Origin of the sequence: Kitasatospora sp. NBC_01246, from assembly GCF_036226505.1 — a bacterium.
GTDB lineage: Bacteria > Actinomycetota > Actinomycetes > Streptomycetales > Streptomycetaceae > Kitasatospora.
Window position 1 is genome coordinate 4,451,932 of the sequence record NZ_CP108484.1, and the last position, 13,183, is coordinate 4,465,114.

Here is a 13,183-nt window from a genome sequence, read left to right on the forward strand (position 1 = left end):
GGCCGGTACGCCGCCGGACCGGCGGTCGCCGGAGCGGTTGTCGGCGCCGTTGCTGAGGTCGAAGGTGCTCACGTGGTGACCGCTCCCTGACGGCCGGCAGGCCCGCTCGGGGCGGGCCTATGTCGGGTCGCGGCCGTCACGGCTTCGGGCAGGAGTCGGCCTTCTGCCGCTCCTCGTCCGTCAGACCGGGCAGGTCGCCCTGCGACCCGGTGGCCGGGGCGGCGGCGCTCTGGCTCGGGGCGGCCGTGGTCGGGGTGGGGGTCGGGGTGGCCGAGGCCGTGGGGGTGGCCGGAGCCGCCCGGCCGGGCACGGAGGGCGACGGCGCGGGCGCGGTGGCCGTCCGGAACCCGATGTGCGCCACGGCGGGCGTGGTGCCCGGCTGACCGGCCGGCGCGGTGCCCGGCAGCGCCGGGTTGGCCGCGGCGGCCGCCCGGGCGTCGGAGACCTTGTGGCAGAACGTCGCCTGCTCGCCCAGCTTCTTCACCTTGTCGTCGGCGTCGCCGAGGCTGCTGGCCGAGATGGTGTTGGTGACGTGGGTGCGCTGGTCCTGCGGCAGGTACTTGAGCTCGATGTCCTTGTACGTGGTGTGCACCGAGGACAGGCTCAGCCCGGCGAGGCTCTGGTTGACGCCCTGGTAGACCGCGACGTGGTCGCCGTCGACGCCGACGTAGTACTGGTCCTGGGTCCACTGGTAGCCGAAGAAGCCGACGCCGCCCAGCACGCCCAGGGCGACCAGGGCCGCCAGCGAGAGCTTGAGCGCCTTGCCCTTGCGCTTCGGCAGCGCCTCGTCGTCGAAGTCCTCGGTGCCGTACACCGGGGGCTCGCCGGCCGCGTAGCCCTCGTAGCCCTCGGCCGGGCCGAAGCCGGCCGGGGCGGCGCCGTAGCCGCCGTCGTAGCCCTCGGCGGGGCCGAAGGCGCCCTGCGGGGAGCGGCCGAGACCGGCCGCCCGGCCGGCCGGGGTGTCCCGGATCGACTGGTCGGCGACGGTCGAGGACGGCGGGGTCTCGGCGACCGCGCCGACGACCACCGGGACGTCGTTGAACTGACCGCTCAGGGTGTCCGTGGCACCGACGTCGAGGACGTCCGCCACGATGCAGGTGATGTTGTCCGGACCGCCGCCGCGCAGGGCGAGCTGGATCAGCTCCTGCACGGTCTGCTCGGGGGAGTAGAAGCTCCCGAGGGTGTCCTGGAGGGTCTGGTGGCTGACCGGGCCGGAGAGGCCGTCGGAGCAGATCAGGTAGCGGTCGCCGGCCCGGACCTCGCGGATCGACAGGTCGGGCTCGACCTGGCCGCGGCCGTCCAGCGCCCGCATCAGCAGCGAGCGCTGCGGGTGGGTCTCGGCCTCCTCCGGCGTGATCCGGCCCTCGTCGACCAGGCGCTGCACCCAGGTGTGGTCCTGGGTGATCTGCACCAGCGCGCCGTCACGCAGCAGGTAGGCGCGGGAGTCGCCGACGTGCACCAGACCCATCCGCTGGCCCGTCCAGAGCATCGCGGTGAGGGTGCAGCCCATGCCTTCCAGCTGCGGGTCCTCCTCGACCATCTGCCGGAGGCGGTCGTTGGCGCCCTGGACGGCGTCACCGAGCAGGGTCAGCAGGTCGGCGCCGGGCACGTCCTCGTCCAGCCGGACGATCGAGCCGAGCACCTCGGAGGAAGCGACCTCGCCGGCCGCGGCCCCGCCCATGCCGTCGGCCACGGCGAGCAGCCGCGGCCCGGCGTAGCCGGAGTCCTCGTTCCCCTCCCGGATCAGCCCCTTGTGGGAGCCGGCGGCGAAGCGCAGCACCAGGGTCATGCGACCTGAGCCCCCCTCTGGGTCATGGACGGGATGCTGTCCCTCATGCGCTACTACTTCCGCAGTTCGATGACGGTCCTGCCGATACGGATCGGCATGCCCGGCTGGAGCGGGGTCGGCGCGGTCAGGCGCTGCCGGTCCAGATAGGTGCCGTTGGTGGAGCCTAGATCCTCGACCGTCCACTGCCCAGTCTGATCCGGATAGATCCTGGCATGCCGGGAGGACGCGTAGTCGTCGTCCAGCACGATGGTGGAGTCGTGCGCGCGGCCCAGCGTGATGGTCTGGCCCTGCAGCGCCACGGTCGTACCGGCCAGCGAGCCCTGCACCACGACCAGCTGGGTCGGGGCGCCGCGGCGCCGGCCGCCGCCTCCGCCCTGGGTCTGGGCGGCCGGGGCGGGCTGGCCCTGCGGGGCCCGCCCGGGCGCGGCCGCGGCGGGGGCCGCCGTGGCGGCGGCCGCGGTCGCGGCACCGCCCCGGCGGGAGGAACGCGGGTTCACCTTCGTGCCGAAGAGGTCACTGCGGATCACCTGGACCGCGACGATGACGAAGAGCCACAGCACGGCGAGGAAACCCAGCCGCATGACCGTCAGGGTCAGTTCTGACATGGCCGGCCCGCCCGTGAGTGAGCGAAGCGAGCGAACAAATCGGACACTACCCTTCGACCTGTCGGTAGACGATGGTGGTGGAACCCACGACGATTCGCGAGCCGTCGCGGAGCGTAGCGCGCTGGGTGTGCTGTCCGTCCACCACGATGCCGTTGGTGGACCCGAGGTCGAGCACCATCGAGGGCGTGCCGGGCCGGATCTCGGCGTGCTTGCGGGAGACCCCGGGGTCGTCGATCCGCACGTCGGCCTCGGTGGAGCGGCCGAGCACGCAGGCGTTCCCGGTGATCTGGTGGCGGGAGCCGTTGACCTCGATCCAGCGCCGGACGGCGGTGCCGTGGCCGGCGCCGGGGAACGGGCGGACGTTGCCGCCCGCGGGCGGGCCGGCGGGCATGGCGGGGGGTGCGGCCGGCGGCGGGGGCGCGCTGTAGGGAGCGGCGCCCTGCTGCTGCCACGGTGCGCCGGGGGCCGGGGCGGCCGGCGGCCGGCCGTAGCCGCCCCCCTGGGTGGGGTGCGCCGGGGCCTGCTGCTGCGGCTGCTCCTCGGCGGCCAGCGTGCGGCTGCGCACCCGGTAGAGCCCGGTGTCCAGATCGTCGGCCTTCTCCAGGTTCACCTGGAGCGGCCCCATGAAGGAGTACCGCTGGGCCTCGGCGTACTCGCGGACCATCCCGGCCAGCTCGGTGCCCAGCTGACCGGAGTAGGGGCTGAGCCGCTCGAAGTCGTGCGGGCTGAGCTCGACGATGAAGTCGTTGGGCACGACGGTCCGGTCGCGGTTCCAGATGCTCGCGTTGTTGTCGCACTCGCGCTGCAGCGCACCGGCGATCTCGACGGGCTGGACCTCGGATTTGAACACCTTGGCGAAGGTGCCGTTGACGAGACCCTCAAGTCGCTGCTCGAACTTCTTCAGCACTCCCATTGGGGCACCCCCTTCCAGGGTTCGTTCGCCTGCCCGCGACCGGATCCCGGGGAGCCGGTCGCGCCTACTTGCGGTACTTCCGTACTGATCGTATCCACGCCGGGGCCATCCATACGGTTCCCGGACCGCGTGGTGACCGGGGGTGGGCTCGGACACACAGGGTGACGCATGGCGGCGGCAGCATGCCAGGGCTACCCGTCGAAACGTGCCCTCATCCCTCGCTCGGCTGTTCGTCCGGGCATCCGTTCGGATGCGCTCGGCCGTCCCGGGAAACGGATTCGGAGGCGGCCCGCAGGTCGTGCTACTGTTTTCCACGTCGGAAGGGGCGCCCGCAAGGGAGCCGGACCGAAGAGCCGCGAAGACCACATGGTACCGAGCGGATCGGCTGGTCGGCTGGCAACCACGACAAACACCCATGCGCGGGTGGCGGAATAGGCAGACGCGCTGGATTCAGGTTCCAGTGCCCGAAAGGGCGTGGGGGTTCAACTCCCCCCTCGCGCACAGTGAAGCCCCGCAGATCTTCGGATCTGCGGGGCTTTCTCGTGTTCGGGGCGTGCCCGGGGCCGCGGAGCCGGCGCGGGCGGGGTCACTCCCGGCCGGCGGGCAGGTCGGCCCGTACCGCGAAGCCGCCGTCGGGGGTGGTGCCGGCGGTGAGCGTGCCGCCGAGCAGCTGGGCCCGCTCCCGCAGCCCGACCAGGCCGTGGCCGCCGCCCGGCAGGGTCTCGGCCGGGCGGACCGGCGGGGCGTCGTTGCGGACCTCGACCCGGAGCCGGCGGCCCGCCGCCCGCACGTAGACGTGGACGGTGGCCTGCGGGGCGTACTTGGTGATGTTGGTGAGCGCCTCCTGGACCGTCCGGTAGGCGGCCCGCTCGACCGCCTCGGGCCAGGGGTGGTCCCCCGGGGACAGCTCGGCCACGGCCGCCAGGCCGCTCTCCTCGATCAGCCGGGGGAGGTCGGCCAGCCGCGGCTGCGGGGCGAGCGGGGTGTCCGGGCGGGAGCCGGCGGCCCGCAGCACGCCGACCATCTGCCGCAGCTCATCCAGGGTGCGCACGGAGAGCTCCCGGATCGTCCGGGCGGTGGCCGCGGCGGCCGGGTCCGCGGTGCTGACCTGCAGCGCGCCGGCCTGGATGCTGATCAGGCTGACCTGGTGCGAGACCACGTCGTGCATCTCCCGGGCGAGCCGGGCCCGCTCGCTGACCAGGACCCGCTCGGCGAGCAGCCGGTTCTCCCGGGCCCGGCCCCGGGTCAGTTCGTCCAGCCGGGCCGCCAGCTCCCGGCGGGTGCGCGAGAGCAGACCGGTGGCGGCCGGGCCGGCGGCCAGCATCACCGACTGGATGGCGTAGAGCGCGGTCTCCCGGCTCGGTTCGAGGGACTGCTCGGAGAGCGGCCAGTGGAAGAACTCCACCAGGGCGAAGAGGGTCGCGCAGGGGACCACCACCCGGGGCACCGGACGCTCGGCGGCCACCGTGTACACGGCGGTGATCGGGGCGAGCCAGATGTCGGCGAGGTAGCTGCCCGGCATGGTGAGCAGCAGCACGGTGACCGGGAAGCGCCGGCGCCAGGGCAGCACCGCGGCGGCGAGCAGCGAGAGCAGCACCTGCCACCAGGCCGAGCCGCGGGCCACCAGGGCGGCGTCCATCAGCGAGTAGAGGGCCGGCAGCAGCAGCATCAACCAGGGCGCGGTCAGCCAGGCCGGCAGGCGTCTGGCGGGGGGCAGCTCGCTCGTGGTCATGCCCCGTCGCCGGGTTTCGGCCGGACCAGGCCGGCCCGGTGGGCGACGACCGCCGCCTGCACCCGGTTGGCGGCGCCGAGCTTGCCGAGGATCGCGCTGATGTGGTCCTTCACCGTGCCGGTGCCCAGGAAGAGCCGGTCGGCGATCTCGGCGTTGGACAGCCCCTCGCCGAGCAGCGCCAGGACGTCGAGTTCGCGGCTGGTGAGGGTGCGGGCCAGCGAGGTGGCCTCGGCGTCCGGGCCGCCGCCGTCCACGTAGCCGCCGATCACGGTGCGGGTGACGGTCGGGGAGAGGATGCTGCCGCCGGCCGCGATCACCCGGACGGCGTGGACCAGCTGGTCCGGGGCGGTGTCCTTGAGCAGGAAGCCGGCCGCGCCGGCGCGCAGCGCGGTGCCGATGTACTCGTCGGTGTCGAAGGTGGTGAGCATCGCCACCGCCGGCGGGTCGGGCAGGGCGCGCAGCCGGCGCAGCACCGAGATGCCGTCGAGGTCGGGCATCCGGATGTCGAGCAGCACCACGTGCGGGCGCAGGCGCTGGACGAAGTCCTCGGCCCGGCCACCGGAGCAGTCGCCGACCACCTCCAGGTCGGGGGCGGAGCCGACGATGAGGCCGAGGCCGGAGCGGACCAGGATCTCGTCGTCCACGATCAGCACGCGGGTGGTGGTGATGGTCCCTCCTCGGTTCGGGCGGCCGGGACCGGCCGGTCCGCTCGCTGCGGTGTGCTTGAGCATTTCGAGACTAGGGCCAGTGGGGGCGGGGTGCCGAACGCCGCCGCTGGGTGGACACCCCCGCCGTTCGGCGGGGGGCGGAATCGGCTACCGGGTTCACGTCATCCTCACCCGGGGTGCGGAACGATGGAGTCGGCTGCCCCTCACCGGTTTCCGGTCATGGCCAGGGTCGCCGGTCAGTCCGTCGGGCGCACGGATGCCCGGTGCCGGCCTGTGTGCGGATGCGCCCCACCATCTGATCGTTTGGAATTGAGCTGTGTCGTCCACTGTGAAGCCGGAGCCGTCCGCCGCGTCCACCGGCCCCCGGCCCGCCGGCCTGCTGGAGCGCTGGCGCCCGAGGGCCGCCGCGGCCACCGTCTGGTACCTGCGGCTGATCGCCCTGCTGAACCTCGTGACGGTGCTGCTGGTGCCGTTCCGGGACCAGGTCGAGACGCACAACGAGGGCGAGTACTTCACCCCCTACCTGATGACGGCCGGGCTGAGCACCGCGGTGCTGTCGGTCTTCCTGGCGATCGCGATGCGTCGGCGCAAGCGGGCCGCGTGGATCTTCAACATCGCGCTGGCGGGGCTGTTCGCGTTCCTCTACCTGGCCGCCATGGCGCTGCCCGACGAGCGCTTCAACCGGCACCCGCTCAACTACATCTCCACCGTGCTGACCTGTGCGTTCGTGCTGGCGCTGCTGGTCGGGCGGAAGGAGTTCACCTCCAAGGGCGACAGCTCCAACCCGAAGACCGCGGCGGCCACCTTCGTCGGCGGCCTGGCCTTCGGCGGGGTGGTCGGCGCGCTGCTGGTCTGGGCGAACAACGGCGCCCAGGGCGCCGGATTCTGGGACCTCTTCCGCTACTCGGTCGGCCGGATGATCACCATCACGCCCTCCGAGCACCTGCGCTCCGTGATCTCCGCGCCCACCTGGGTCAACGCCGTCATCAACGCGATGGGCGGGGTGCTCTTCCTGCTGGTGCTCTACGTGGCGTTCCGCAGCCCCAAGGACAAGGAGCTGCTGACCCCGGAGGACGAGGAGCGGCTGCGCGGCCTGCTGGAGAAGCAGGGCGACCGGGACTCGCTGGGCTACTTCGCGCTGCGCCGGGACAAGGCGGTGGTCTTCTCCCCCAGCGGCAAGGCGGCGGTGACCTACCGGGTGGTCGGCGGGGTCTCGCTGGCCTCGGGCGACCCGATCGGGGACCCGGAGGCCTGGCCCGGCGCGATCGACGCCTGGCTGGCCGAGGCCCGCGAGCACGCCTGGGCGCCGGCCGTGATGGGTGCCTCCGAGGAGGCCGGGGTGATCTACGCCCGGCACGGGCTGGACGCGCTGGAGCTCGGTGACGAGGCGATCGTCGAGCTGGACGAGTTCTCGCTGGACGGCCGGGCGATGCGGGTGGTCCGCCAGGCCTACAACCGGGTCAAGCGGGCCGGGTACACCGTGCGGATCCGCCGCCACGAGTCCATCCCCGAGTGCGAGATGGCCCAGCTGGTGGCCAAGGCCGACCAGTGGCGCGACGGCGCGACCGAGCGCGGCTTCTCGATGGCCCTCGGCCGCCTCGGCGACCCGGGCGACGGGCGCTGCGTGATGCTGGAGTGCCACGACGGGGACGGCGAGCTGAAGGCGCTGCTGAGCTTCGTGCCGTGGGGCGCGGACGGGCTCTCGCTGGACCTGATGCGCCGGGCCCGGGACACCGAGAACGGCCTGATGGAGTTCATGGTGATCGAACTCCTGCAGCGCGCCGGGGAGGTCCAGCTGGCCCGGGTGTCGTTGAACTTCGCGATGTTCCGTTCCGTTTTCGAGCGGGGATCGCGCCTCGGCGCGGGGCCGGTGCTCCGGCTCTGGCGCTCGGTGCTGGGCTTCTTCTCGCGCTGGTGGCAGATCGAATCGCTGTACCGGGCCAACGCCAAGTACCGGCCGATCTGGGAACCGCGCTATCTGCTGTTCGAGAAGAGCAGCGAGATTCCGCGCATCGGCATCGCCAGCGCGCGCGCCGAGGGCTTCATCACCGCGCCGAGCCTGCCCGCCCTGTTCCGTCGCCGGCACGCGGGGAGCGCCGGCACGGCGCCCCGCCCGCCGGCGGCCGCGCGGGACGGGAAGGGGTAACCCCTCCGCCGGGGGGCGGAGGGGTCCGGTCGTCCGGATGGGGGGAGCTACCGGGGTTTCTCTCCCCCCAGAGGATGAGGCCGCTCCACTTTTATGCCGATGTGGATTCATTAACCGGCTTCTAATGTTGGAGTGGTCGAGAAGGCGTTCGCGGCTTCGGGGATTTGGAGAGACGGTTGTGATTTACAGGACCCACGCGGGGGGCGTGCGAAAGGGGCCGCTGGCTATTGCCGGTGCGGCCGCTGTCGCCGAGTGGGGGACGTTGTTCGGGACGGTCCGGGACCGGCTGGTGGCGAAGAAGTTCGCCGCCGTTCCGCTGTCGACGGCGGCGACCGCGCTGATCCTGCTGTTCAGCATCGTGCAGCACCTGCCGGGCGGCGAGCGGTTCGTCACCCGGATCGGGGTGGTGAAGGCGGCGCTGCCGCTGGACGTCTCGCTGCTGCGCACACCGCTCTCGCTGTACGTGCCGGCGCTGGACCTGCCGGTCTGGGGGGCGCTGGCCCAGGTGTTCGTGGTCTTCGGGATCGCCGAGATCGTGCTCGGACGGCGGCTCACCCTGGTGGTGGCCTACGCCTGCACGCTGGCCGGGACGCTGTTCGCCCGGGTCGGTGTGGCGATCGGTCCGGACCACATGTTCGGCTTCCCGAAGTGGGTGGCGTACGTCCGGGACACCGGTCCCTCGGCGGCGGTGGTGGCGCTGGCGATCTGCATCGCGTTCCGCTGCCGGGCCTGGTTCACGGCCGGTGTGGTGGTCGCGCTGATGGTCGGTGAAGCGGTCGTGCTGCCGAACCTGGCGGGCCTGGAGCACGTCGTCGCGGTGGTCACCGCGCTGCTGATCGCCGTCTCGGTGGAGGTGTTCGGGGACTTCTGGCCGCGGGTGCTGGCCGGGGTCGGCGCGGCGGCCTCGGTGGCCGCGGCCGCCTCGATCGAGGTGGCCACGGAGGCCCGGCGCCGGCGGTCGGCGGGCGCGGCGATCCCCTAGGGGACGGCCCGGGGGCCGGTGCGGGGCGTCACGGAGCTGTCCGGCGGGGCCGGTCGGCCGGGCGCGGGCGGGGGCCCGCACCCGGCGCTCAGCCGGGGGGCGGTAGCGGCAGTTCGAACCAGACCACCTTGCCGACCGCCTTGCGGGCGGTGCCCCAGCGCTCGGCGAGCTTGGTGACCAGCGTCAGGCCGCGGCCGGTCTCGCCGAGCTGTTCGGCGGGCTCCAGCGACGGCAGGTTGTGGTTGTCGTCGCTGACCTCGACCAGCAGCTTGTCCACCCGGATCAGCTGGAGCTGGACGCGGTCCCGGGCGACCCGGACGGCGTTCGTCACCAGTTCGCTGACCAGCAGCTCGGTGGTGTCGCGGAGCCCCTCCAGGTGCCAGCCGGTCAGCTGCTCGCGCACCAGCGCGCGGGCCCGGCCGACCTCGCGGTGGTCCACGGTGAGGTCCCAGGTGGCCACCTCGGTCGGCGCGACGCCGTCGAAGCGGGCCACCAGCAGGGCGACGTCGTCCTTGCGGTCGTCCGAGTGCAGCCGGTCCAGGACGACGTCGCAGGCCTCCTCGGGGCTGCGCTGCGGGTCGATCAGATTGCCGCAGAGCGCGGCCAGCCCGGTACCTATGTCGCCGCCCCTGACCTCGACCAGGCCGTCGGTGCAGAGCACCAGCATCGAGCCGTCCGAGACGTCGATGGTCTTGGCGACGAACGGCACCCCGCCGACGCCGATCGGCGCGCCGGCCGGGATCTCCAGCAGCTCGCCGGTGCCGTCCGGGTGCACCAGCACCGGCGGGACGTGGCCGGCGCTGGCCAGCTCGCAGGTCCGGTTGATCGGGTCGTAGACCGCGTACAGGCAGGTGGCCAGATGGTCGTCGCCGAGCTTCTGGGCCAGGTTGTCCAGGTGGCGCAGCAGCTGGCCGGGCGGCAGGTCCAGGGCGGCGAGGGTCTGCATCGCGGTGCGGAAGCGGCCCATCGCGGCGGCCGAGTGCAGGCCGTGGCCCATCACGTCGCCGACCACCAGGGCGACCCGGCTGCCGGGCAGCTGGATCGCGTCGAACCAGTCCCCGCCGACCTCGGCCTTGGAGTCGCCCGGCAGGTAGCGGTGGGCGATCTGCACGCCGGGGATCTGCGGCGGGCGGGTCGGGATCATCGAACGCTGCAGGACGGTGGCGACCTTGGACTCGGCGCGGTGCAGCCGGGCGTTGTCCAGCGAGAGCGCGGCGCGGGCGGCCAGCTCCTTGAGGGTGGCGGCGTCGCCCTCGTCGAAGGGGGCGCGGTCGGGCAGCCGGAGCAGCTTGAGGATGCCGAGCACGGTGCCCCGGGCGGAGAGCGGCACGACCAGCATCGAGCGGCCGGAGACCACCGGGGCGAGCCGGACACCGCCCAGCGCGGCGGCGTAGTCGACCGCGACGTCCTCGCTGATCACCGGGACCAGGACCGGCTGGTTCAGCTGGAGGGCCATCCCGGGCGGGGTGTGCCGGGGCATCGCGACCAGCGAGCCCTCGGCGAGGACGTGGTCCCACTGGCCGGTCGAGTCGTTGTTGGCCAGGGCGACCCGGCGCAGCATGGTGTCGTCGTCCGGCCGGGCCTCGGGCAGCTCGGAGTCGGAGATCAGGCCGTCCACCAGGTCGACGCAGGCGAAGTCGGCGACCCGGGGGACGAGCACCTGGCAGAGCTCGCGCGCGGTGAAGCCGAGGTCCAGGGTGGTGCCGACCTTGCCGCCGACCTCGCCCAGCAGGGCCAGTTGTTCCCCGGCCTGGCCGTTGGTCAGGAACGGGGAGAGCCGACCGCCCGACGAGTTGGCGCCCGACGCGGCGCCCGTGCCGCACGGTGCCTCGGCGGGGGAGGGGACGGCGCCGGGCGGGGCCTGGTCACCGCGGTGGACCAGATGCCCGGGGGCGGACGACTCGACGGCGGCCTGCTCGATGGTGGCGCCTCCTCTGGGCGGGGCGGGGACGGCCGGGGCGGACGCCGAGGCCGCGCCCGCGGCGCCGGCGGGCCGGGCGGCCGGGGCGGCGGCCTCGCGCTGGACGGGCAGTGGACCGGCCGGCCACGCCGGCCGGGGGCGGGCTGCTCGGGCTGCGGGGGCGGGCCGAGCCGGGCGGCCCGCTGCTGGGCGGTCGGGTAGCGGCGGCCGATGCCCGCGGCAGCGTGCGCGGTGCCGGCCTGCGGATCGGCCGGCAGTACGGGGAGCACGGTGCCGGCGTCCAGCCGCAGGGCGGGCAGACCGGCCCGGGCGAGCGCGTCGAGCAGTGCGGCCGGGCGGTCGCCGGAGCCGGCCGGCAGCAGCCGGGCGAGCGGCTCGGGCACCGGGCGGCCGGGCGCGGTCAGGGCGGCGGTGAGCCGGTGGAAGCCGCCCCGGGCGGCGGGGGTGGCGGCGAACGGCAGCAGGCGCTCGCCGAGCGCGAGCCGCGGCCCGGTGGAGCGCAGCGGGCGGGCGTCGGCGGCCAGGGCCAGCAGCCCGCCGGTCCGGCCGGCCAGCGGATAGGCCCACCAGAGCACGTCGCGCAGGTGCTCCTCGCGGTCGACGACCGGCATCTGCCCGGCCCACGGACGGCCGCCGGAGGTCAGCTCGGCCAGGGTGTCCAGCGCGTCGCGGCGGTGCCGGACGGCGGGGGCGGCGGCCGGGCCGGGGACGCTGCGCGGCTCGACGGCCGGCAGCAGGCCGGAGGCGGGGCGGTCGTGGGTGACGTCGGCGCGGTGCCCGAACAACTCCTCGGCGGACCTGCTCCACTGCGCGATCCGGCCCGTCCGGTCGACCAGGACGAGGGCGAGCCGGACCAGCGCGACCACCCCTGAGGGCTGGTCGCCCGGTAAGGCCCCGGACCCGGCCGTGCCGGCCGCCGGACGCGGTGTTGAGTTGGGCTCGTCCACCATGGATTCGGTCTGCTCCCGCCTGGCCGCCACGCCTGGAGGTGGCCGTCTCTCTGGAGGAGGCACGCTGTGCGTACCAGCGAAGCACGGACCGGGCCGGGCTCGATAGCGAAACGGGGAGATTCATCAGTATCAGTTGAGCGGGTACGGGGTGCGCCGCCGGCCGCGCTCCTCGTCCACCCGGGAGGAGCAGCGCGCACGGAGGTAGGGTGGCAGGCCGGGCCGCCCCGCGGGGCGGGCGTGCCGCTCCCGGTACGGCGGAGGGCACGGCAGCAGGACGAGCCGGCAGGACGAGACAGAGGCGAGACGTGACCGCGCAGAGCCCCGCCCGTTGGACGGATCCGGAGCAGCAGGAGCTGGAGGAGCGGGTCGCCGCCGCCGAACTCGCCTGGCTGACCATGGACGTCGACACGCAGACGCTGCGGGTCGAGATCGACAACTTCGCGCTGATCCACCATCAGCTGCTCGGCCCGCTCTACGCCCGGCTGGACGAGCTGGACGCGCTGATCGCCGAGACGGTGGCCACCCGGACCGGGCATCCCGAGGACCTCCGGCGGGCCGCCGAGGCGCGCCTGCGGGTGGACGAACTCCCCGACCTGGACGCGCTGTTCGACAGCGTGCAGGAGCAGGACGCGGCCACCGCGCCGCCGGCCGCGCCGGCCCGGGTGCGGCCCGGCCGGGACGCCCAGCGGGTCTACCGCGAGCTCGTCCGCCGCGCCCACCCCGACCTGACCACCGACCCGGCCGAGCAGCTGCGCCGGGCGGCCTTCATCGCCCGGGTCAACGAGGCCTACGCGTACGGCGACACCGAGGCCCTGGAGGGCCTGGCCGCCGAGTGGTCCACCGCCCCCGAGGCGGCGCCCGCGGTGGACGCCCCGGACCGGCTCGGCTGGCTGCGCCGGCGGCTGGAGTGGCTCACCGCCAAGATCGCCGAGACCGCCACCGAGCAGGTCAGGCTGGAGAACACCGCGATGGGCCAGCTGCTCGCGCTCGCCCCGCAGGATCCGGACGGGCTGCTGGAGGAGCTCGCCGACCAGTTGCTGGCCAAGGCCGCGGCCCAGCAGGCCGAGCTGGAACGGCTGCTCGGCGGGCAGCCGGTGGGAGACAATGGGGCCCACCGGACCGAGCCCCAGGAGAGTCAGACGATGTTCCCGCAGATCCCCACCGCCGAAGCCGCCGCCGTCCCCGCCGAGGCCGCCCTGCTGGACGTCCGCGAGCAGGACGAGTGGGACGCCGGCCACGTGGACGGCGCGCTGCACATCCCGATGGGCCAGGTGATCGCCCGCCTCGCCGAGCTGCCGGACGAGCGGCTCTACGTGCTCTGCCGGGTCGGCGGGCGCTCCGCGCAGGTCGTCCAGTACCTGGTGCAGAACGGCCGGGACGCGGTCAACGTGGACGGCGGGATGTACGCGTGGGAGTCGGCCGGGCGCCCGATGGTGAGCAGCGACGGCCGGGACGCCTTCGTCCTCTAGTCCGTCCT

10 protein-coding genes and 1 tRNA gene are annotated in these 13,183 nt (G+C 74.1%); 4 read left to right on the forward strand and 7 right to left on the reverse strand.

Going from position 1 to position 13,183, the window contains the following annotated elements:
- Window positions 1–136: 136 nt before the first annotated feature.
- The 3 genes from OG618_RS19610 to OG618_RS19620 are packed head-to-tail and all read right to left on the reverse strand — an operon-like array spanning window position 137 to window position 3,307.
- On the reverse strand, window positions 137–1,789 hold the full coding sequence (locus tag OG618_RS19610; protein ID WP_329488820.1) for a PP2C family protein-serine/threonine phosphatase: 1,653 nt from the start codon (window positions 1,787–1,789) through the stop codon (window positions 137–139).
- Between the two features lie 53 nt (window positions 1,790–1,842).
- Complete coding sequence (locus OG618_RS19615) at window positions 1,843–2,394, reverse strand: FHA domain-containing protein FhaB/FipA (RefSeq protein WP_329488821.1); 552 nt, start codon at window positions 2,392–2,394, stop codon at window positions 1,843–1,845.
- A gap of 46 nt (window positions 2,395–2,440) precedes the next feature.
- Entirely contained in the window at window positions 2,441–3,307 is an 867-nt protein-coding gene (locus OG618_RS19620; protein WP_329488822.1) for a DUF3662 and FHA domain-containing protein, read from the reverse strand.
- Window positions 3,308–3,724: 417 nt separating this feature from the next.
- Here OG618_RS19620 and OG618_RS19625 point away from each other — a divergent pair.
- A tRNA-Leu gene (locus tag OG618_RS19625) sits at window positions 3,725–3,808 on the forward strand.
- Between the two features lie 85 nt (window positions 3,809–3,893).
- On the opposite strand, the gene OG618_RS19630 is transcribed toward OG618_RS19625, so the two are convergent.
- Both OG618_RS19630 and OG618_RS19635 read right to left on the reverse strand, forming a co-directional pair.
- Window positions 3,894–5,039: a sensor histidine kinase gene (locus tag OG618_RS19630; RefSeq protein WP_329488823.1), complete on the reverse strand. Its 1,146-nt coding sequence runs from the start codon at window positions 5,037–5,039 to the stop codon at window positions 3,894–3,896.
- Window positions 5,036–5,770, reverse strand: coding sequence for a response regulator (locus OG618_RS19635; RefSeq protein WP_380391954.1), 735 nt, complete (start codon window positions 5,768–5,770; stop codon window positions 5,036–5,038). Before OG618_RS19635 ends, OG618_RS19630 begins: the two co-directional genes overlap by 4 nt.
- A 253-nt stretch (window positions 5,771–6,023) precedes the next feature.
- Here OG618_RS19635 and OG618_RS19640 point away from each other — a divergent pair, with 253 nt between their 5' ends.
- Complete coding sequence (locus tag OG618_RS19640) at window positions 6,024–7,853, forward strand: phosphatidylglycerol lysyltransferase domain-containing protein (protein ID WP_442906828.1); 1,830 nt, start codon at window positions 6,024–6,026, stop codon at window positions 7,851–7,853.
- Between the two features lie 205 nt (window positions 7,854–8,058).
- Window positions 8,059–8,835, forward strand: a complete 777-nt coding sequence (locus OG618_RS19645; protein WP_329488824.1) for a hypothetical protein — start codon at window positions 8,059–8,061, stop codon at window positions 8,833–8,835.
- Between the two features lie 88 nt (window positions 8,836–8,923).
- Here OG618_RS19645 and OG618_RS19650 read toward each other — a convergent pair whose 3' ends face one another.
- Both OG618_RS19650 and OG618_RS19655 read right to left on the reverse strand, forming a co-directional pair.
- Complete coding sequence (locus OG618_RS19650) at window positions 8,924–10,495, reverse strand: ATP-binding SpoIIE family protein phosphatase (RefSeq protein ID WP_329488825.1); 1,572 nt, start codon at window positions 10,493–10,495, stop codon at window positions 8,924–8,926.
- A gap of 101 nt (window positions 10,496–10,596) precedes the next feature.
- Window positions 10,597–11,706: a hypothetical protein gene (locus OG618_RS19655; protein WP_329488826.1), complete on the reverse strand. Its 1,110-nt coding sequence runs from the start codon at window positions 11,704–11,706 to the stop codon at window positions 10,597–10,599.
- A 305-nt stretch (window positions 11,707–12,011) separates the two neighbouring features.
- Between OG618_RS19655 and OG618_RS19660 the strand changes: the two genes are divergently transcribed.
- Window positions 12,012–13,175 (forward strand): rhodanese-like domain-containing protein, encoded by a 1,164-nt coding sequence (locus OG618_RS19660; protein WP_329488827.1) that lies wholly within the window; start codon window positions 12,012–12,014, stop codon window positions 13,173–13,175.
- Window positions 13,176–13,183 lie beyond the last annotated feature (8 nt).

Bases quoted from the DNA above. Each gene is read 5' to 3' on its own strand.
- OG618_RS19635 (WP_380391954.1), bottom strand. From the start codon at position 5,770: ATGCTCAAGCACACCGCAGCGAGCGGACCGGCCGGTCCCGGCCGCCCG.
- OG618_RS19630 (WP_329488823.1), bottom strand. From the start codon at position 5,039: ATGACCACGAGCGAGCTGCCCCCCGCCAGACGCCTGCCGGCCTGGCTG.
- OG618_RS19655 (WP_329488826.1), bottom strand. From the start codon at position 11,706: ATGGTGGACGAGCCCAACTCAACACCGCGTCCGGCGGCCGGCACGGCC.
- OG618_RS19615 (WP_329488821.1), bottom strand. From the start codon at position 2,394: ATGTCAGAACTGACCCTGACGGTCATGCGGCTGGGTTTCCTCGCCGTG.
- OG618_RS19620 (WP_329488822.1), bottom strand. From the start codon at position 3,307: ATGGGAGTGCTGAAGAAGTTCGAGCAGCGACTTGAGGGTCTCGTCAAC.
- OG618_RS19610 (WP_329488820.1), bottom strand. From the start codon at position 1,789: ATGACCCTGGTGCTGCGCTTCGCCGCCGGCTCCCACAAGGGGCTGATC.